Origin of the sequence: Cytobacillus sp. FSL R5-0377 (genome assembly GCF_038004385.1) — a bacterium.
In the GTDB taxonomy this organism is placed as follows: domain Bacteria; phylum Bacillota; class Bacilli; order Bacillales; family Cytobacillaceae; genus Cytobacillus.
This window is the reverse complement of sequence record NZ_JBBORA010000001.1, coordinates 4,021,771-4,041,837: the sequence shown is the minus strand read 5'-3', so window position 1 is coordinate 4,041,837 and position 20,067 is coordinate 4,021,771. Positions and strand designations below refer to the sequence as shown.

Annotated in this window: 16 protein-coding genes; 1 reads left to right on the top strand and 15 read right to left on the bottom strand. The window is 42.6% G+C overall.

Annotated features, from left to right (window positions below; translation table 11 throughout):
* Nucleotides 1–32: 32 nt before the first annotated feature.
* The 15 genes from NSQ49_RS20595 to NSQ49_RS20525 form a co-directional block, all read right to left on the bottom strand.
* Nucleotides 33–812, bottom strand: coding sequence for a TerC family protein (locus NSQ49_RS20595; protein ID WP_159864067.1), 780 nt, complete (start codon nt 810–812; stop codon nt 33–35).
* A gap of 89 nt (nt 813–901) precedes the next feature.
* Nucleotides 902–1,483: a TerD family protein gene (locus NSQ49_RS20590; RefSeq protein WP_251283600.1), complete on the bottom strand. Its 582-nt coding sequence runs from the start codon at nt 1,481–1,483 to the stop codon at nt 902–904.
* Between the two features lie 108 nt (nt 1,484–1,591).
* The gene (locus NSQ49_RS20585) at nt 1,592–2,179 is read right to left on the bottom strand and encodes a YpjP family protein (protein ID WP_159864426.1); all 588 of its coding nucleotides are present in this window, start codon (nt 2,177–2,179) and stop codon (nt 1,592–1,594) included.
* A gap of 20 nt (nt 2,180–2,199) precedes the next feature.
* Entirely contained in the window at nt 2,200–3,381 is a 1,182-nt protein-coding gene (locus NSQ49_RS20580; RefSeq protein WP_251283601.1) for an LL-diaminopimelate aminotransferase, read from the bottom strand.
* Nucleotides 3,382–3,699: 318 nt separating this feature from the next.
* Nucleotides 3,700–4,473 carry a class I SAM-dependent methyltransferase gene (locus NSQ49_RS20575; protein WP_159864074.1) on the bottom strand — a complete coding sequence of 258 codons (774 nt, stop codon included), beginning with the start codon at nt 4,471–4,473 and terminating at the stop codon, nt 3,700–3,702.
* A gap of 71 nt (nt 4,474–4,544) precedes the next feature.
* A complete protein-coding gene (locus NSQ49_RS20570; RefSeq protein ID WP_159864076.1) occupies nt 4,545–4,979 on the bottom strand; it encodes a BrxA/BrxB family bacilliredoxin in 435 nt (144 codons plus the stop codon).
* A 157-nt stretch (nt 4,980–5,136) separates the two neighbouring features.
* Nucleotides 5,137–6,807 carry a dihydroxy-acid dehydratase gene (ilvD, locus tag NSQ49_RS20565; RefSeq protein ID WP_159864429.1) on the bottom strand — a complete coding sequence of 557 codons (1,671 nt, stop codon included), beginning with the start codon at nt 6,805–6,807 and terminating at the stop codon, nt 5,137–5,139.
* Between the two features lie 266 nt (nt 6,808–7,073).
* Nucleotides 7,074–8,210 (bottom strand): conserved virulence factor C family protein, encoded by a 1,137-nt coding sequence (locus NSQ49_RS20560; protein ID WP_251283602.1) that lies wholly within the window; start codon nt 8,208–8,210, stop codon nt 7,074–7,076.
* Nucleotides 8,211–8,512: 302 nt separating this feature from the next.
* Nucleotides 8,513–10,393 carry an ABC-F family ATP-binding cassette domain-containing protein gene (locus tag NSQ49_RS20555; RefSeq protein WP_251283603.1) on the bottom strand — a complete coding sequence of 627 codons (1,881 nt, stop codon included), beginning with the start codon at nt 10,391–10,393 and terminating at the stop codon, nt 8,513–8,515.
* Nucleotides 10,390–11,037 carry an HD domain-containing protein gene (locus NSQ49_RS20550; protein WP_251283604.1) on the bottom strand — a complete coding sequence of 216 codons (648 nt, stop codon included), beginning with the start codon at nt 11,035–11,037 and terminating at the stop codon, nt 10,390–10,392. Before NSQ49_RS20550 ends, NSQ49_RS20555 begins: the two co-directional genes overlap by 4 nt.
* A gap of 570 nt (nt 11,038–11,607) precedes the next feature.
* On the bottom strand, nt 11,608–12,456 hold the full coding sequence (locus NSQ49_RS20545) for a DegV family protein (RefSeq protein WP_159864084.1): 849 nt from the start codon (nt 12,454–12,456) through the stop codon (nt 11,608–11,610).
* Nucleotides 12,457–12,551: 95 nt separating this feature from the next.
* Nucleotides 12,552–13,406, bottom strand: a complete 855-nt coding sequence (locus NSQ49_RS20540) for an amidohydrolase family protein (RefSeq protein ID WP_159864087.1) — start codon at nt 13,404–13,406, stop codon at nt 12,552–12,554.
* 10 nt (nt 13,407–13,416) lie between these two features.
* A complete protein-coding gene (locus tag NSQ49_RS20535) occupies nt 13,417–16,488 on the bottom strand; it encodes a GNAT family N-acetyltransferase (protein WP_251283605.1) in 3,072 nt (1,023 codons plus the stop codon).
* A 227-nt stretch (nt 16,489–16,715) separates the two neighbouring features.
* A complete protein-coding gene (locus NSQ49_RS20530) occupies nt 16,716–17,246 on the bottom strand; it encodes a hypothetical protein (RefSeq protein WP_159864092.1) in 531 nt (176 codons plus the stop codon).
* 11 nt (nt 17,247–17,257) lie between these two features.
* Nucleotides 17,258–18,946, bottom strand: a complete 1,689-nt coding sequence (locus tag NSQ49_RS20525; RefSeq protein WP_159864095.1) for a formate--tetrahydrofolate ligase — start codon at nt 18,944–18,946, stop codon at nt 17,258–17,260.
* Between the two features lie 179 nt (nt 18,947–19,125).
* Between NSQ49_RS20525 and metA the strand changes: the two genes are divergently transcribed.
* On the top strand, nt 19,126–20,034 hold the full coding sequence (gene metA / locus NSQ49_RS20520; protein ID WP_251283606.1) for a homoserine O-acetyltransferase MetA: 909 nt from the start codon (nt 19,126–19,128) through the stop codon (nt 20,032–20,034).
* The last annotated feature ends 33 nt before the right edge of the window (nt 20,035–20,067 follow it).

The following is a 20,067-nucleotide window of genomic DNA, read 5'->3' as shown; positions in this document are numbered from 1 at the left end:
CTGTTCCCTTCTAAATCTATGCAATTACCTATTTAGTTTGATCCCTGATCGGCAGCTTCTTTCTTTGCGTTCCTCGCATGGACAATGAAAGTAATAGCAAACACGATAACCAATACGATAAAGAAGTAAATATGGTCAATGTGAATACCAGCAGCACTCGCAAGCATTTTAGCTGCAATAAGGAGGATCAGAATATATGAGCTTGTTTCCAGTTCCGGAACCCTGTCAATCAGCTTCAAAAATACTCCTGCAACACCACGCATCATGATAATACCAAGCATACCGCCTATTAACAGCACCCAGATTTCCTGGCTGACTCCGAGTGCAGCCAAAATACTGTCGATTGAAAATGCAATATCCATCAATTCAACTGCAATGACAGTTCCCCAGAAAGTACCGAAAAGGCGGATTAATAACCCCCGCTGGTTAATCCCTTCTATTGCCTCTTCATCACCGGCTTGCTCGGCATTCCGCTTGTCTATAAAATACTTGATAGCAAGCCAAGCCAGATAGGCAGCACCTAAGACCTTGATGTACCAGAATTCAATTAAAAATACACCGATGCCGATTGCAATAAATCTGAAGAAATAAGCACCTAAAAGACCGTAAAATAGAGCTTTCTTACGCTGTTTTAGAGGCAGATGTTTTACCATTACAGCTAGAACAAGCGCATTATCAGCAGATAATAAGCCTTCCAGAATGACAAGTGTACCTATCAGTGCCCAGCTTTCTGGCTTTGATAAAGCTTCCACCCACATTTCCCAGTTAAAAAACTGAGAATATGTATGTAAAATAGATTCTATTATTTCCATACTATATAATTCCCCCCGCTGATGATGAATGCTTTTTCATATAAAAGACCCGGCATTGCCGAGCCTTATTATGCAAATATACCTCTTATTTATCCAACCTGTAAACCAAAATCTTTTGCCAGTGCAGCCAATCCGCCCTGATATCCGCTTCCAATTGCACTGAATTTCCATTCTCCGTTATGTCTGTATAATTCTCCAACTACAAGTGCAGTTTCAATGGAGAAGTCCTCCCCAAGGTCATAACGGATCAATTCTTCGCCAGTGTCTTCATTCAGAATTCTTGCATAAGCATTTGAAACCTGTCCAAAGTTCTGGTTGCGGGCTTCCCCGTCATGGATGGTGATTGTAAATGTAATGCGCTGAATATTAGCAGGCACACTCGACAGATCAATTTTCACCTGCTCATCATCGCCATCCCCTTCACCTGTACGGTTATCTCCAGTATGTACAACAGCCCCATTGGCACCTGTTGTATTGTTGTAGAAAACAAAGTCGCTTTCAGAAGTTACTTTTCCAGTATCTCCAAGCAAGAATACGGAAGAATCCAAATCAAAGTCATTTCCGCCATCATATTTGTTTGTATCCCATCCAAGCCCCACCACTACCTTACTCATTCCAGGATTTGTTTTTGTTAAGTCAACTTTTTGTCCTTTTGATAAGCTTACTGCCATTTCAACTAACCTCCATTATGTAGAATACATGTATTTACGGTATAAATCATAAAAAGATTCGTAAACCACAAAAATATTTTTTCATATTCGCAAGTTTATTTCAATCTTTTAACTCATCCATTTTGGCGGGGTGTTTTTATTCCAATAAATCGACCCTAACTCATGATGAGCCTGAAAACTGTCATGGTGTGTGTGATAATGAAAATTAAACCAGTATCCCTGCTGAGGAGGATGGTCCCTTCTCACATGGAAGCGAATGACATCTTCGTTTGTCCTGCTGTTAGTTATGTGGAAGATTTTTTCCGATAACCCGCCTCCCGGAGTCTCAGTAACCTTTAGTTCTGCAAGGCTCTCTTCCGGGAATTGCACTGCCACCTCCTGGATGGCTTTCTCAATTTCAGGAAGGATGACCTGGTTAAACTCATCTTCAATAACAGGGCCTATCTTTGCTCCAAATTTCTCATACGATTGTGTCTCAGCTTCGGCAAGCATTTGCCTGATAAAGTCATTTTTATCAAAACTGCTATCTTCCTCTTCAGCAAGTTCTGTGCCCTTTTCTGAGTTTTCCACATCTGAAGCTCTGGAGGCTTTTAACTGATTCGTATTTTCATAAAGAAATGCCTGAGAAGGAGTGACGAGGCCAAACGTTAAAATGGTAACAAGTACAACAAAGGATTTTCTCAGCCAATTCGGCATCTTTTTCACCTTCCTTTCTCCTAAGCAAGGATTTTTTTAAATATGCCGCTGCCTTCAATATTAAGGGCAGCTTGCCTTAAAACGTCTTCGGGCTGTACAAGAGCAATTCGAACGTATCCCTCACCCCCTGGTCCAAATGCACTTCCAGGAGTTACGACTACACCGGCCCGGTTCATTAAGTCAATAGCAAAATCCTTGGAGCAGCTGTACCCGGAAGGGACCTCGGCCCACAAGAACATTGACCCCTCAGGTCTGCTGATATCCCAGCCGATAGTTTCAAGATCTTTTATTAATACATCTCTTCTTTTTCTATATGTCTCTCTCAATTCCTGCAAAAAACCGGACTGATCATTCAATGCTTTCACCGCAGCTGCCTGTACCGGCAGAAATACCCCATAATCCAAATTGGATTTGAAGTTGGCCAGCAGCGCAATAAGCTGCTGATTACCTGCGGCATATGCCACCCTGCAGCCAGCCATATTAAAGCTTTTTGAAAGTGAATTCATTTCAATCCCTACATCAGCAGCACCTTCAACAGCCAAAAAACTTAAAGGCTTCTTTTCATAATAAAGTTCTGAATATGCAAAATCATGCAATACAGCAAAACGGTATTTCTTTGCAAGCCGGACCGCTTGAAGAAAAAGTTCCTCTGTCGCCATTGCCGGAACAGGGTTGCCAGGGAAATTCAAAATCATTAATTTCGTGTTTGCAAGGATTTCTTCAGGGATCTCATTAAAATCCGGGAGGAAGCTGTTCTCCTTTTTTAAAGGCATTCCGTACATTTGCGCACCTGCCATTGCTGCACCTGCTGAATATGCAGTGTATCCGGGATCAGGAACAAGGATATAATCACCCGGATCACATAGAACCATCGGCAAATGAACCAGCCCATCCTGAGATCCCATTAAAAGCTGCACCTCTGAAACAGGATCGAGATCCACTTCAAAATTTCGTTTATAATAGCCGCTGACTGCGGTATTAAATTCATTTGTACCTGCTAAAGAGTACCCGTATAGCTGTGGTTCACGGGTTCCTCTTGACAATTCCTCCATAACAAAAGCAGGAGGGGGCAAATCAGGACTGCCAATACTCAAATCAATTACCGAAAGACCGTCTGAAAGTTTCGAATTTTTAAGCTGGGCCAATTCGGTAAACACGCTCTCTGTGAAAGAAGCCATTCTTTTTGAAATAGGAAATTCCATTGTATCCTTCCTCGCTATGTATCTCGACTCTATTTTTCTATTATACTTCTTTTTGAACTAAATTTAAATTGATTTCATGATTTGGCAAGAAGAACAATAGAAATGTAGTAATACATTAATTGCGGATTAATTTGCAGCAAAGCGGGGAATAATAAAACAAACCATGTTCTTCAAGTCCGGAAGAATGAATAAGGGGGAATTTATCATGGATTGGTCGGTATTTTTTGTCATTGCCAGTCTTTTGCTGATGGCTTATTTTGTTTATCTGGCTATTGCAGATTAAATAAGAAGGTGCCTGGTATTAACTGGCACCTTTTCTTATTTTTCAATTATGCCAAAATGAAATTTCGATGACTTTCTTTCAATTACTTTGAAGCCATATTGAGCAAACCTCGAACTTCTAAAGTGATCTTTCAGGACCACCCTTTGCCTCGCTGCTCTTTTTGCATGAAAAATAACTTCCTCTGTCAGATCCTCGTAAACTGCAAAGTTCCTTAAAGCTTTAATTCCCTCTGACTCAAGAATTTCTTCTTCAAACATTGGATCAAAATAGACAACATCATAACTCTCCGGCGGCAGTTTTTTTAAATAAGGCAGGGCCATTGTTGCTTCAACATTTATTCTTCCCATAGCCTGATTCATAATCTCAAGTCCGGAGTTCCACTGCCTGAGCCCGTTCTCCACAAGGAAAGAAAGGTGTTTATTTCCTTCAAGTCCTGTAACTTTACCTTTACTCCCCGCAGCATAACTGGCTGTAATGCTGTCAGAGGCGAGCCCCAGGGTACAATCAAGAATACTGCTGCCTTCTTTAATGCAGGCAGCTTCAAGGAAAGGATCACTCCCTCCTTTTAGGAGGCGCTTAACTCTGAACATTGCTGAACTGGGATGAAAGAAGAAAGGCTGGGTTTCGCCGATCGGATAAAGTTCCAGGCGCTCTTTTCCAACTACCATGCAATCTTCAGGCACCTGTTTCTGAATGTCTTTTACTGACCTTTTATTCCTGTCGATGTATTCAGATCCCAAGAGTTCTGCAATGTTTCTTGCTTTTTCCTTCATAGCTTCATTGGTGCGTCCGGAAGTAGTAATTATCATATATGTTCACCTGATTTTCCTAAACTCTCTATAAAAAAAGGGTGCCATAAGACACCCCCTTTGTTTTATTCTCAGCAGTTCGCCTCAAAAGCCGCAAGAAGATTCTCCATGATTGCTTCCATGGAATGATCTTCAATATCATAACGGTGGATGAAGTGTACAACTTCCTTCCCTTTTAAAAGAGCCATAGAAGGCGATGATGGCTCATATCCTTCAAAGTACTCGCGCATTTTGGCTGTTGCTTCTTTGTCCTGTCCTGCAAAAACCGTCACTAGATGCTCAGGCTTCTTTTCACTTCTTAAAACTGCCTGTGTTGCTGCGGGGCGGGCAAGACCAGCTGCACAGCCGCAAACGGAATTCACGACAACAAGAGCTGTTCCTTCAAGATTTTCCATGAATTGCTCTACATCTTCTGATTCCGTTAGCTCTTTAAAGCCTGCCTGGACAAGCTCCTCACGCATCGGTTTAACCATTTGTTTCATATATTCTTCATATGCCATTGACATAATAATAGACTCCTCCTTAACATGCACTTTGTAAAGTAAGCATACTATATCACACGATCTTTATGCAATTTTTCTATGCCGGATATTATTTGATACTGCTAATACAACATTTTCAACAAGAAAGCCGGCCCAAAAAGGACCGGCTTTCTTAATATAATTAAATTTTCATAACGCCGCCTGTGCTGGCATTTGTGACTAGCTTTGAATAACGGGCAAGATACCCTTTTTTGACCTTTGGCTCGAAGCCTTTCCAATTAGCTTTGCGCTTTTCGAATTCTTCATCTGAAATTTCCAGATTGATGGTACGATTATTTAAATCCAATTCAATGATGTCTCCATTTTCCACAAATGCAATGGGTCCGCCTTCAGCAGCCTCCGGTGAGATGTGCCCAATGCTTATGCCGCGGGAAGCACCCGAGAAACGTCCATCTGTAATAAGCCCAACTTTTGCACCCAGGCCACGGCCGACAATCTGTGAAGTCGGTGCAAGCATCTCCGGCATTCCAGGGCCTCCTTTAGGACCCTCATAACGAATAACAACAACATGCCCTTCCTTCACTTTCCCAGTAATGATTCCGGACAGTGCATCTTCCTGCGAATCAAAGCAGATAGCTGGTCCTCTATGGTATCCGCCTACTGACTCATCTACTGCCCCCACTTTTATAATTGACCCTTCAGGAGCAAGATTTCCAAACAAAACTGCAAGGCCGCCGCGCTCAGAATGCGGATTCTCCAAAGTTCGGATTACCTTTTTATCCAGAATCTCACTGCCAGCTACATTTTCTCTTAGCGGCTTTCCGGTAACTGTCAGACACTCTCCATTCAGCGCGTCCGGCTTTTTAAGCAATTCATTGATGATTGCACTGACTCCGCCAGCATTATGAACATCTTCAATATGATAATCTGACGCTGGAGCGATTTTGGCTAAATGCGGTACCCGATTGGCGATCTCATTGATACGTTCAATCGGATAGTCAATTTCTGCTTCGTGAGCAAGCGCCAATGTGTGAAGAACTGTATTAGTTGACCCGCCCATTGCCATATCCAGGGCAAATGCATTGTCAATGGCGTCAATGGTTACAATATCACGCGGTTTGATGTCTTTTTCAATTAATTCCATCAGCTGCTTGGCTGAACGTTTAACGAATTCCTTTCTTTCTTCTGATACGGCCAGAATCGTGCCATTGCCAGGAAGTGCAAGTCCCAGCCCTTCTGCCAGGCAGTTCATGGAATTTGCAGTGAACATCCCGGAACAGGAACCGCAGGTCGGACATGCTACCTGCTCAATTTCCAAGAGCTTTTGTTCATTTATTTGGCCCGATTCAAAGGCACCTACCCCCTCAAACACCGAACTTAAGGATAATGGCTTACCGCTTGAATCAACGCCTGCTTTCATTGGACCTCCGCTGACAAAAAGGGTTGGAATATTGACCCTCAATGCTCCCATCATCATTCCAGGTGTGATTTTATCGCAGTTCGGGATACAGACCATTCCATCAAACCAATGGGCAGAAACAACTGTTTCAAGTGAGTCTGCAATGATCTCACGGCTTGGCAGAGAATAGCGCATGCCGATATGGCCCATTGCAATGCCATCATCCACACCAATGGTATTAAATTCAAATGGAACTCCGCCTGCTTCACGGATTGCTTCTTTTACAATTTTACCGAATTCCTGCAAATGCACATGCCCAGGAACGATATCAATATAGGAATTGCACACAGCAATAAATGGTTTTCCGAAATCTTCTTCCTTAACACCTGCAGCACGAAGCAGGCTTCGATGCGGCGCCCGGTCTGTCCCTTTTTTGATCATATCACTTCTCATCTGTGAGCCAGTCATAGTATGTACCTCCCGTTTTACCCTAGATTCATAATCTCTTATTCTATGGAAAAAATTAACTAACCTTCTGCCCCCTAAATATTTTCTTTCCAATATAGACCCTTTTTCGGATAATTTCAATAATTATTGCAAATTTAATAAATTTTTTCGCTTTAAATAAATAAAACTGTAATGCGTGTGAGTATTATAGGCATTAAATCCAATCAAAAAACCGCTCAGATCTAATATCTCCTGAGCGGTTTTTACATAAATTATTTCTCATCTTTATTCCGTGATTCAGTCATTTGTTTCCAAACTGAACCCTTTGCTTCTTCTCCATGCTCAATTCTCTCAATAGCCAGCTTGATCTGCAGACTGACTTCGAATTCCGGGTCGTCTTCTGCCGCCTTTAGAGCAGGGAGCGCACTTTCATCTCCCACTTCGTAAAGGAACATCGCTGCACGCCAGCGTACAAGCTTGCTGTCATCCTGCAATGCTTCCTTCATGGCGTCCATGGCTTCTGCAAAACCCAGGTCTGATAAACAGTCCCCTGCTGTGCGTCTTACAGTGACCGTTTTATCCTTCAACGCTTTGTAGAGGAGGGGAAGAACACTCTTATCCTCAATCATGCCAAGATAAACCGTTGCAAGTCTTCTGATTGACGCCTTCTCATCTTTAAGCGCTTTTTCCAGAACAGGCAGGTCCTCAAGGTCAGGGTCATCCATCTGCTCGAGTTTTTGATAGCGCTCCCGCCAATCCGGGGAGTTCAAATCTTCGACTGTGAGTTTAAGACGGGAACGCACATGCTTATCCTCAGTTTTATCCGGATTTTTAGCCATTTTCACAAGGGTCTGGAGTCTTTCCCCCGGATAGGCAGCCATTAATTCCTCTACAATATCATGGCCAACCTGATCGAAGTCTCCATAGCGGACTCCGAATTCCTTCCACTTGCGGACCATGACAACATTATCAGCAGGATCCTGCGCCTCTGAAACAGCTTTGATAAAGTTTTCAGGGAGTCCGAAGCGCTTTTCTTCCGTGCCGTCAGTCAATTTTACCTGCATGGGAATTCCTTTATACATTTGGACTAACACTTGGACTTCCCCAAAATGTTCATCGATTCTATTGTCTTCTGTGCCTTTATCTTCCACATCCTCGCCAAAAGCAGATCTTACTTGAGGCAGAAGCTCTTTCCAGTCGTATTTCGCATTTCTTTCAACAGCCAGGAAATCGGCAACATGGTAAACCCCTTTGACTCCTTCAATTCCCAGGATATCCAGAATAATCTTCGGAGCTCCTTCTTTTTTATCCTTTTTATAGTTATTGGCTTTCCCCATCGGAAGCTCTTCATCAAGAATAACCTTCATTGTATTTGGACTTGGTGTTGGTTCGATTGCTTTTATTCTCAAATGTATCACCCTTTTTTATATATTCACGTTGGTAACTGGTTTTATTTTACCATAAGGAGAATTTCGAGGCATTTTAGCTGTTTTAATATAGGTTCTTACTTCAAAGATTGTTGCTTTTCGCCAATTCACCGCTGCAGGATGCGTGCGCTTATCCTCGACGCTTTGCGTCTGCGGCGTCTCACACTTAAGTTCCCATAGCGAAGATCAGCTCAGCAAATTAAACTAAGTTATAAAAAAGCAGCAAACTTTACGAAAATAGCCTGCATATAAAATTAACCCGGAGATTCCCCCCGGGCATGTCACTATTCATTTTCAGCTGCTTCTGATAGATAGCTCCATCTCTCTATCAGATACTCCAGTTCTTCATTCAGTTTCGTTTCTTCGTCTACTAATGCCTGGCCTTTTTCAAAGTCACTGCCAATATTGGCCATCTCTGAGGCAATCTCTTCGAGACGGGCTTCAGCAGCCTCAATTTTTCCCTCTATTTCTTCCCATTCCTTTTTCTCTTTGTAGCTCATTCTCTTTTTCTTCGGTTTTGCTTCCCTCGTTTTTTTAGGGGCATAGTCAATTTCCTGAACCGGTTTGGCACTTTCGCTTTCTAGAAATTCACTGTAGTTTCCGTAGTAGAATTCGATCTCGCCCTCTCCTTTTAACACAAGCAGCTGCTCAGCCACTTTATCCAGGAAGTAGCGGTCATGGGAAACAGTAATGACTACGCCTGGAAAATCATCAAGGTAATCCTCGAGAACTGTCAGTGTTTGAGTATCAAGGTTATTGGTCGGCTCGTCAAGAAGAAGAACATTAGGCTCAGACATTAAAATCTTGAGTAAATAAAGTCTCCGTTTTTCCCCGCCGGAAAGCTTGCGGATAGGCGTGCCATGAGTATACGGCGGAAAAAGGAAACGCTCCAGCATTTGAGCCGCTGAAATAGTTTTTCCATCTGAAGTTTCAACTACTTCAGCTGTTTCTTTGAGGTATTCGATCATGCGATTACTCTCATCCATATCTTCGCTTTCCTGGGTATAGTAAGAGATTTTTACTGTCTGCCCTATAATACGCTCACCTGAGTCCAGCGGAATTCTGCCTGCCAGTATGTTAAGAAGAGTGGATTTTCCTGTTCCATTTCTTCCAATAATCCCTATTCTGTCCCCCGGTTTCACGAGAAGATCAAAATGATCCAGAATAGTTTGTGAGCGATACTTTTTTGTAGCAGCTTCAAGTTCAAATACTTGTTTACCAAGACGGCTGCCGCTTAAGGACATATCCAATTTTTCTGAGGATTTAACAGAAGAGAGCTGGCTGTCAAGAGTTTCAAACCGCTGGATTCTTGCTTTTTGTTTAGTGGTGCGGGCTTTTGCACCTCTCCTGATCCACTCAAGTTCCCTTCTGAAGAGATTTTTCTGCTTTTCGATAGTGGCTGTTTCATTTTCCTCTCTAATCGCCTTTGCTTCAAGGAATGCAGCATAATTCCCTTTATAGCTATAGAGATTTCCGCCCTCAAGCTCAAACATTTTATTTGTCACCTTATCCAGAAAATAACGGTCATGTGTCACCAGAAGCAGTGCGCCCCTATATCTGCCAAGATATTCTTCCAGCCATTTAACTGATTCAAAATCAAGATGATTCGTCGGCTCGTCAAGAATCAGCAAGTCTGGTGACTGGATCAAAGTCTGTGCCAGCGCAACCCGCTTTTTCTGTCCTCCCGAAAGCTCTCCGATTTTTCTGCTGAAGTCCTTAATTCCCAGTTTTGTGAGAATCGTTTTGGCGTCGGTATTTACTTCCCAGGCGTTAAGTGTATCCATTCTTTTTTGCAGTTCAAAAAGACGGTCTTGGATGGCTGGATCTTCAGGGTGCCGGTTAAGCTCCAGCAGTGCTTGTTCATATTCCCGCTGCAGCACAAGAATTGGCGCATCTCCTGCAAAAACCTGCTCAAGAACGGTTAAATCATAATTCAGCTCAGGCTGCTGTGCTGAATAGGAAATAGTGTAGTCTTTCGGTTTGACTATTTCGCCGGAGTCCGGCAGGTCAACCCCCGCGATTACTTTCAGCAGGGAGGATTTTCCCGTTCCGTTTACACCGATCAGACCCGCCCTTTCCTTTTCAGCGATTGTAAAGGATATATTGTTAAAAAGTTCTTTCTCCCCGTAGGTTTTTGTCACATTTTCCACAGAAATCATCTTCATGCTTGACCATTCCATTCTTTAAAAAATTGATGCAGAAACTGTTCGATAAATTCATGCCGCTCTTCGGCCATTTCCATAGCAGCGTCAGTATTCAGCAGATCTCTCAGCTTTAAAAGCTTTTCGTAAAAATGATTGATGGAGGATGACCTTCCATTCCGGTATTCCTCTTCAGACATTTCCTTTCTGATAACAAGGGAAGGATCATAAATCAGCTGCCCTTTTTTGCCTCCGTAGGCAAATGCTCTTGCAATTCCCACTGCACCTATCGCATCCAATCTGTCCGCATCCTGGACTATCTGGGCTTCTGCACTTAAGACCCTTATGTTATGGCCGCCCTTAAAAGATACTGAATCAATAATTGCCTTAATGCTGCTGGATGCTTCCTCGGAGATCTCGAGTTGCTCAAGAAAGTCAGATAGCTTCCTTTCCCCTGCTTCTCCGGAGGTGTTCAGCTTGGCATCCGGTATATCATGGAGCAAGGCTGCCATTTCGATTAAAAAAGAATCTCCTTTTTGTTCCTTTTTCGCTATGTAAAGGGCATTTCTGCGCACCCTTTCAATATGATGCCAGTCATGCCCGGTTGTATCATCACCGAGAGTATTCCGGACAAATTCCTCTGTTTTATGTATAATTCCCCGATTCATTATTCCACCTGCTTTCAAATCCACATTCCATTTTAACATTAGTCATAAAAAGAAACGATGGCAAGGAATTCCCTATCAACGCTGTTCGTTGATTTCCGCTCAAATTGCTGGCTTTTATTGTAGGCTGGGCCATCTTCTGACCCTAAAGGGCGCCTTTCGGTAGGTGTCTGTCGAAACCTGGGCCAGCTTCGGACACATAAGGAGCAAATCGGTTGGTCTGTGTCAGAACCCGAGCCATCATTTGACACAAATAGGTCCTATCCGGTGTTCTGTGTCGGAACCTATGCCATCTTCTGACTCAAATGGAGCTATTCCAGTATTCTTTGTCAGAACTTTGGCCAACTACGGACACAAATAGGCCCTTACCAGTGTTCTGTGTCAGAACTCGGGCCATCTTCTGACTCAAATGGAGCAAACCCAGTGGTCTGTGTCGGAACCGGGCCATCTACGAACACAAAAGGGAACATACCGGTATTCTAAGCCGGAATCTAACGAAAACCGTCATGTTAAAAGATAAAAAAGTGCAGAAAACCAGTATTTTTGATTTCCTGCACCTGAGCTTATATTATATTATTTCAGGCCATTCAGCCAGCTGATGCCTAGTGTATGCTCTCCAGCATGGACTCCAATGGTGGCTCCTAAGGAATAGCATCCAAATTTGATGCCCGCAAATTCTCCCTGAAGTTCCTTCTTCCATATCTCCGCTTCTTCCGGATGCAAACCGTACAAGATGAATACTTCCTTCAGCGGGTTTCTCTCATGTGCGCTCCTCAGCAGCTTCACTATTTTATCTTTTGCCTTTCTCTCGCTCCTGGCCTTCTCTCTTACGCTTAATTCTCCATCGTGAACTGAAATAATCGGCTTTACATTAAGCATACTTCCCAAAAAGAATTGAACCCCGGACATCCTGCCGCTCCTATGAAGCTGTTCAAGACTGCCAATGAGGACATAGGTTTCTCCCGTATCGCGGAGCATCTTAAGCTCGCTGATAATGTCTTTAGTATCAAGTCCTGCCATTGCCAGTTCCATTCCTTTTAGGATCAATCTTGTTAAAGGATATGATAATATCTTGGAATCCAGGCTGTATACCGGTATATCAACCATCTGGGCGGCCTGTTCACTTGAAGAAACCGTCCCGCTGAGCTTTGCCGATACAAGCACAGCGATGATACAATCATAATCCTTCTGCAGATTTTCATATAAGTCCCTGAAAGCACCGATGGATGGCTGGGAAGTTTTAGCCGGGGTTTCCAGGTTTTTTAACGTTGCATATAGTTCTTCAGGTGTTAGATCAACACCGTCTGTATATTCTCTTCCATCCATAATGATCGTCATTGGAATCTGGTACAGATCAGGATGGTTTCTTAACTCATCATTCAAAAAAGCCGTGCTGTCTGTTACCCATGCAATTTTGACCATTTAAGCCCCCCCTTTTAAGATATTTATACGTGTATGTATGTAAATAAGACTATTAAAGGGCTGGAAGTGAAAGATATCTCTTCCAGCCGCTCTCTCTATGGCAGAAAAGGCTTGATTTTAGGAAAAACCTTTACAGCGGTATTATAGAAAACATCTGCATGATGCTCTTCAGGTATGAGTTCTTTTATAAATTTAATATAAGGACCCACAGGCGCCAGCGGCCAATCCGTTCCAAAAAGCAATTTATCGTAAGAATCCGCAAATACTAAAGCATGCCTCAGATGGTCCAAAAATCTGCCTTCACTGCGCTTCTTCAATTCTTCTTTTGTCCCAACAATAATGCCTGAAAGATCGGCATAGACATTCCGGTTCTTGTATATGATCTCAGCCCCGGTCAGAGTCCACGGATCTCCAAAATGGGCCATCATAAAATTGATATTCCGGTGTTTAACAGCTACCTCGTCAATAGCCAGGGGATGAGAATACTTAAGCAATCCCCTTTCGGAATAGGTATCACCTGTATGAAATACAACTGGAGCCCCATATTTTTCAGCGAGTGCATACACGGGTTCATATACCTCATCATAGGCGTAGAAAGGATAATATCCCAGGTAAATCTTAATGCCTGCAACAGCAGGCTTCTGGAGTTCATCCTCAAGCCTTTTCAGAGCATCTTCTCCGAGATCATATGGATTGATTCCGGCGCAATAAACGATATTGGCAGGCACCTTGTCTTCCAGGTCAATCCCCATGGGTGTTCTGGCTTCATAATCCGGAAACCCCATATTATCTGTTTCAGTAAGTCCCATCGCGATGCTCAGAACTACATTGGCATTTTGGAACTCCTTCTGGTGCCCGTTATATGAATAATCAACAAATGAGATTTCATCTGCTGTCTGATGGAATGATTTAATATCTGAAAAGTGAATATGTGCATCTATGACTTTCATAATCTCTCCTTTAGCGGAATTCCAGATAATGCAGGTTATTAAGGATTTTGCCCTTAAAGCTTCTTTCATCAAAGACAATAAAGCCCGGTTTGGTTAATGGCACTGCATTCCTTTCCAAAATAACTTCGAAAGCTTCTTTATTCATATATGCCCCCAGGAATTCAGCATCTATACTTTTCATTAAATACATTTTTTCGGGAGAGCGGGAGCTGCTAACACAGGATCCTTCAATATTAACAAAGGATTGCTCCTCAACTCCAGCCTGGTAGGCTGATTCAGCATTTTTTCCAGTTAATTCAAGAGTAAGATCCTTTAAGGGGCCACCTGATATAAATATATCTGTTATCCATTTTTCATTTAACAGATACTTCCCTCCTGCATCGGTTACCTTTACCCAATAAGCAAGGATTGGCACGCCCGGCAATAACGCGAAATATTGTGTATAATCGAGTCCTTTCCAGATGGTATGCTCGGCAATTTTAGTATGAATGGCCAATACAGACCAATCGTTTTCATACGAATCTTTTACATTGATAAATTCTGCAGAAGATTTCTCCTTCAATAGCGAAAACCCACTCATTTGGGATGGAAGAGTTTTCATGCCTCCGGCCCACGGGTTCCACCATCCCTTGGCAACCAGTTCAGGAAAAGAAGAATCAAGCCATTCATTTTCTTTATACGCTAATGAGAATAATCCAGGATAAAAATCAGGTGCTGCTTTTAAGCTAATAATGCCGTTATCCATTTTATATACCGTCTTGCCGCTTTGCTCTTCAGTTGATATACTGACTTTCCCCCTGGGCATCAGCAGAAAATCTTTTACATCCATCTTACCGCTGTCAAGTGAAATCTCGGCTTTCACAAGAGATAAGGGTTTCATGCCATCAATAGGAAAATTCGCTTTAAATACCTTTAGTTCCTGTTCCTGGCTGAAATTTGCGGATAGTTTTTTATTTTCATTTAAATAAACATCTATCGTGCCGTTGAGATAACTCGATCGATGAGTTTTAAGAGTAAACTCTGCTTTCTGTTCCTTTGCCACCGGATTTCCCCTATTGATAATGAGCGCTTTTTCAAGCTTTACTATTTTATCAGGTTCAGCGGCCGCTCCTGAGAATTGCTGCATTTCTTCCCAAGTCCGGAAGGCTCCAATGGATAAATAGCCAGGGGCCAATACCACTTTCTGCCCCGGTTCAAAACAGCCAGTCTCCTGCTGATAATAAAATTGCCACCCATCCGGACTTGAATGAGCACTATTTGGCCAGCAGAATCCAATCGGCTCGCCATTATGTTTGTCGAAAAACCAATTTCCGGTTATGCTTTCAGCTGGTATTTCCATAAACCCCAATTCTTTAACATTAGAAAACTCTATCACTTCATTCTCCAGCGGAAAATATGGATGCTGCATTTCATGATATAACGGCTGGCTTATAAACAGGTTTTCAAACTTTTTATTCCCTTCATTTATCAGTTCAGACCAAATTTTCACAAGGCCTTCACCATAAAGTGAGGTATACAAGTTTACAAGAATCCCTGGAAAAGCTTCAGACTTGAAAACCAATTTAAAAGTAATAGCCGTATCATCTATGAACCAATCTGCTGCCAGAGGCTTTGCCTTTGAAAATTCAGTTGAAAAGGGCTTGCCAAGCTTAGGGACAAAAAACGCAAAAGGCTGGTTTACACTTTCGTTCCTGCCGGCTGTGATTTTATAATCCATTTTCCGAATATTCACCTGGCAAATCCCATTGCAGATATGCCAGTATTCTTTTGACTCTCCTCCAAATTTCCGGCCGAAGTTTTTAAGGGGGATGCCAACCGTGCTGCATGTGAAAGAATGATCTTGCCCATCCTCCCTTATTGCTGAAACCGATATTTCAGGCTGATAAAAGCCATGTTTCTTTACAATAAAAGGCACCTTCAGCAGCTTACGCTCTTTTTTGTGGAGCTGTATCTCATACTCCTGCTTCTCCAATTCAACCAAATCGCTTTCAGGAAAAGAAAGGTGAAATACTGCATCCTCATCCAGGCTGTTTTCTACTTCCATTTCGAATTCTGCTTCCTGATTCAAACCCCTGAGATTTCCTTTAGAAGCTCCTGTTATTTTGGCAGGCTGCTTTGGAAGAAGTCCAAGACGTAATTCGCCTCCTTCATCATTTACCCAAACCTTCACATCCAATGAAGGATGAGTTTTCCAGACACTGGGCTCTTCCCCTTCATGCACAATGAATTGTCCGCTAATAACAGCGTCGCTTTCGACTGTCAAATCGTGCTCGAACATTGATTCGACTCTTCCATGATTTTTCCCTTGAGCCTTAAACGAAACAGGATTTCCGGTTTTATTCACAAGTTTGAGCTGAAAGTTATGAACCTCATTTTCAATTACTTCATGATGGCTCATGCATAGTTCTATAAGATATTCATTCGTTTCGATTAAACTTATTCCTCTGCCGGTCCTTTCTAATCTGACTCTTGCAGACACTTCCCCGCTTTGCCATTTATACTCATAAAATGTAAATCCATTTTCTTTGATTCCATCTGGCTTCACATCGATGTCTCTCAGGCTGCTGTCATACCAATCAAGCTTCTCCAGTACAGGCTTTAAAAGCGGAGTCTGGTGAACTGCGGGAATAAAATTCATTAAATGGGTTGTGTCATCCCTGTCTTCCCAGAAGAAGCCGCATTTCTTATACAGCGGGACAGCTTTCACATTTCCCGGCCATGTATAGAGATCAAGGCGCGGCCAGCCCAATTCAATTGTCTTTTGCAGAGCTTTAAGTACCAGCATTTTTCCAATTTTCCGCCCATGGTAATCCGGCCTTACATTTAAAAGAGGGATATACAGGGATCCCGTATCCTCTTTGTATTCTGACAGCCCGCAATAGCCTACTACTTCTTCACCATCAAGGGCCAAGTATAAAGTAATATTGCCATTATTCGCTTCCTTCGTTTTTACTTGCTCTTCAGTCATTACACTGGTATCTCCGCCCCAGCTGTCTCTGCTCAAGTTCCACATTTTTGCGATTCCTGCAGCAAATCCCTCATGGTACTCTGCAATGATTAATTTGTCTGTACCTTGAATCATCCCTTTGTCCTCCTGACTAGGTTACGCATTGTCTACCCTTCTCCAATCCCTTTTGCGCAAAGATTTCCTTAATCATTTGCCTCTCCTCCTTTTTTAGTATTCGGAATGTTTTTCCATTCCTTCTTAATCGTATTATCAGAGAGGTTAATTGTAAATATAATTTTGAATCTTCCGTAAAAAATATCACAAAAAAAACGCCTTGCTTTTAATAGCAAGGCGAGCAGGTTCTACAAGTAAATTTTTCTCAAAGCACCCATAGAAGCTGTCATATAAGTAATCATTTCATTCAGGTCATCAATCTGCTCTTCCTGGACCAGGCGGTTAAAAGAAATGATGGTTTCGATTTCGGCCAGCTCCTGCCTATTTTCGGGTCTGTATTTCACAGTCTGTTCGATATTCCGTCCACTGCCCCATATTCCTCGCAGAACTTCCCGGATTTCCTGAAATTTTTTATGATCCTTCAGATGTTTAATTATAAAATTCACTAATATACGGCATCCTGCCTGCATTTCGGATTTACGTTGAGGCAGTAGCTCAGCTGCAAGATTATCAAGTCCCGCTTCCATTATAAAGGTACAGTAAATCTCCGCCATGCCGTCAGCATGATCTGTAAAAGTAATGTCATATCTGCGGCACATTTTCGCTGAGTTCATAATATCATTCCGGTCAACTATTCTAATTTCTCCGCCAAGGTCCCGGTCATAAAATCCGCCTTCCATTACAACCTTCATATTTTCAAAGGCCGTTGGGTCAAACATGGTAACCCTCCTTAAAACAGGCCTACTGCATTTCCATCTTCGTCTACATCCATATTCATGGCTGAAGGGGCTTTAGGCAAACCAGGCATTGTCATTACATCACCTGTGAGTGCTACAATAAATCCTGCACCAATGGATGGCTTCAGCTCACGTATTGTAATGGTAAAATCTGATGGTCTTCCCAGCTTTGAAGGATCATCAGATAAAGAATATTGTGTTTTAGCCATACAAACCGGCAGGACACCCCAGCCAAAACTTTCAAAGTCTTTTAGCTGTTTTTTGGCTTTGGTTGAGTATTCAACATTATCTGCGCCATATACCTTCTGGGCCACAGTTAGAATTTTATCTTCAAGCGGCAGCGATAAATCATACAGATGATTAAACTTCACTGCGTTTTGATCCAAAATGTCAAAAAGTTTCTCTGCGAGCTCAATTCCGCCCTGTCCGCCTTTTTCCCAAACTTCTGTCAGGGCTACCGGCATGCCTTCCTTACTGCAAAGGTCTGTGAGGGTCGCAATTTCATTCTCGCTATCGGTAATAAAACGGTTAATGGCCACTACATACGGAAGCCCGAAGCTTTCAACTGTTTCAACGTGCTTCTTTAAATTAGCAAAGCCCCTGGTGAGTGCTTCGGTATCTTCTTTGCCTAATTCATCCTTTGACAAGCCGCCATGCATTTTTAAAGCTCGGATTGTAGCTACGATTACCACTGCTTCAGGGTCAATGCCTTCGTTCCTGGCTTTAATATTCAGGAACTTTTCAGCGCCAAGATCCGCACCAAAGCCTGCTTCTGTCACTACATAATCAGCGAGCTTGGAAGCTGCAGAAGTTGCAATCACACTGTTGCAGCCATGCGCAATATTGGCAAACGGGCCGCCATGAACCAATGCCGGTGTATGCTCAATAGTCTGTACCAAATTAGGTTTAACTGCTTCTTTAAGCAGCAGAGTAAGAGCACCTTCCACCCCTAGATCGCTCACTGTTACAGGCTGCTTATCATAATTGTAGGCTATAACCATTTTACCCAGTCTTTCCTTCAGGTTCTGCAGATCTGATGCAAGACATAAAACGGCCATAATTTCTGAAGCCACAGTAATATCAAAGCCATCCTCTCTTGGAACACCTTGCAAAGGACCACCCAAGCCAATCACTATTTTCCTTAATGCACGGTCGTTCAAATCCAGAGCACGCTTCCAGACAATTCTTCTTTGGTCGATATTTAACAAATTCCCCTGCTGAAGGTGATTATCAATCAAGGCCGCCAATGCATTATTGGCTGTTGTAATTGCGTGAAGATCACCTGTAAAATGCAGATTGATGTCTTCCATCGGGAGAACCTGTGCGTAACCCCCGCCTGTTGCACCGCCTTTAATTCCCATAGTTGGCCCCAGGGAAGGTTCCCTCATTGCAACCATAGCCTTCTTGCCAAGTCTGTTAAACGCATCTGCCAGTCCGACGGTTACCGTGGACTTTCCTTCCCCTGCAGGTGTTGGATTAATGGAAGTGACAAGAATTATTTTACCGCTGTCATTCGTACTTAATTTTTTTAAGGCTGCTGCGGATATTTTTGCTTTATACTTGCCGAATAGCTCCAGATCATCCTCAATGAGTCCCAGTTTTTCTGCAATTTCCTTAATGGGCTTCATGGCTGACGCCTGAGCAATTTCTATGTCTGATTTCACGATCGGTTTCACATTCACTGATATCCCCCCAGAATCCGTTATGTATAGGTTCCTACAGCTTTATTGTACCATCTCTGAAACAAAATATTGTCATTTACTTTTGATATTTTTGCATTTTCACACAGTAAAGCATTGATACAATTTTGAATCGTCTTTATAATGAGTTTAATTGAATTTTTGTACAGGGAGATGATCACTTGCCGATAAAAATTCCTAAGCTGCTTCCTGCCAGGGAGATCTTAGAGGAAGAGAATATATTTATCATGGATGAGGACCGTGCCAAACAGCAGGATATACGCCCATTAAATATCCTTATCCTGAATTTGATGCCTGAGAAAGAAAAAACAGAAGCCCATCTTTTAAGACTACTTGGAAATACGCCTTTACAGGTAAACATCTCATTTTTAAAAACTGCCACTCATCAATCAAAAAATACCAGTCCCATGCATCTCGAACAATTCTATACTGCGTTTGAGCAGGTTCGAAATAGAAAATTTGACGGGATGATTATAACCGGCGCTCCTGTAGAGCTTCTTAATTTTAATGAGGTTGACTATTGGGAGGAGCTGACTGCAATCATGGAGTGGACAAAAACAAATGTTACCTCCACCCTGCATATATGCTGGGGAGCACAGGCAGCATTATTCTATCACTTTGGGATCGGAAAATATGAGCTGCCTGAGAAATGTTCCGGTGTTTTTCTTCATGAAGTACATGACAGAAGGGAAAAACTGCTGAGGGGCTTTGACGATATCTTTTTTGCTCCGCATTCCAGAAATACAGATGTTTATGAGGAGCAGCTGCTGAAACATCCGGAAGTAAAGCTTCTGTCCTCTTCTGAGGAGGCTGGTCCTTTCATCATGAGCGCGAACGGCGGCAGACAAATTATGGTAACTGGCCATCTGGAATATGAAGCCTGCACACTCGCAGAAGAATATACAAGAGACAAAAGCAGAGGGCTGCAGGTTCCTATACCCAAACACTATTTTCCGAATGATAATCCTGACAGGAAACCTCATAATAAATGGCGCTCACATGCCCATTTAATGTTTTCTAATTGGCTGAACTACTATGTGTATCAGGAGACTCCTTACGAGTGGGATTGATAATCCAGCAAGCGGAATAACTTAATATGCAGT

What these genes read in the sequence shown, in the direction of transcription:
- NSQ49_RS20595 (WP_159864067.1), bottom strand. Translation starts at nt 812, where the DNA reads ATGGAAATAATAGAATCTATTTTACATACATATTCTCAGTTTTTTAAC.
- NSQ49_RS20590 (WP_251283600.1), bottom strand. Translation starts at nt 1,483, where the DNA reads ATGGCAGTAAGCTTATCAAAAGGACAAAAAGTTGACTTAACAAAAACA.
- NSQ49_RS20585 (WP_159864426.1), bottom strand. Translation starts at nt 2,179, where the DNA reads ATGCCGAATTGGCTGAGAAAATCCTTTGTTGTACTTGTTACCATTTTA.
- NSQ49_RS20580 (WP_251283601.1), bottom strand. Translation starts at nt 3,381, where the DNA reads ATGGAATTTCCTATTTCAAAAAGAATGGCTTCTTTCACAGAGAGCGTG.
- NSQ49_RS20575 (WP_159864074.1), bottom strand. Translation starts at nt 4,473, where the DNA reads ATGATAATTACTACTTCCGGACGCACCAATGAAGCTATGAAGGAAAAA.
- NSQ49_RS20570 (WP_159864076.1), bottom strand. Translation starts at nt 4,979, where the DNA reads ATGTCAATGGCATATGAAGAATATATGAAACAAATGGTTAAACCGATG.
- ilvD (WP_159864429.1), bottom strand. Translation starts at nt 6,807, where the DNA reads ATGAGAAGTGATATGATCAAAAAAGGGACAGACCGGGCGCCGCATCGA.
- NSQ49_RS20555 (WP_251283603.1), bottom strand. Translation starts at nt 10,393, where the DNA reads ATGAAGATGATTTCTGTGGAAAATGTGACAAAAACCTACGGGGAGAAA.
- NSQ49_RS20550 (WP_251283604.1), bottom strand. Translation starts at nt 11,037, where the DNA reads ATGAATCGGGGAATTATACATAAAACAGAGGAATTTGTCCGGAATACT.
- NSQ49_RS20545 (WP_159864084.1), bottom strand. Translation starts at nt 12,456, where the DNA reads ATGGTCAAAATTGCATGGGTAACAGACAGCACGGCTTTTTTGAATGAT.
- NSQ49_RS20540 (WP_159864087.1), bottom strand. Translation starts at nt 13,406, where the DNA reads ATGAAAGTCATAGATGCACATATTCACTTTTCAGATATTAAATCATTC.
- NSQ49_RS20535 (WP_251283605.1), bottom strand. Translation starts at nt 16,488, where the DNA reads ATGATTCAAGGTACAGACAAATTAATCATTGCAGAGTACCATGAGGGA.
- NSQ49_RS20530 (WP_159864092.1), bottom strand. Translation starts at nt 17,246, where the DNA reads ATGTTTGACCCAACGGCCTTTGAAAATATGAAGGTTGTAATGGAAGGC.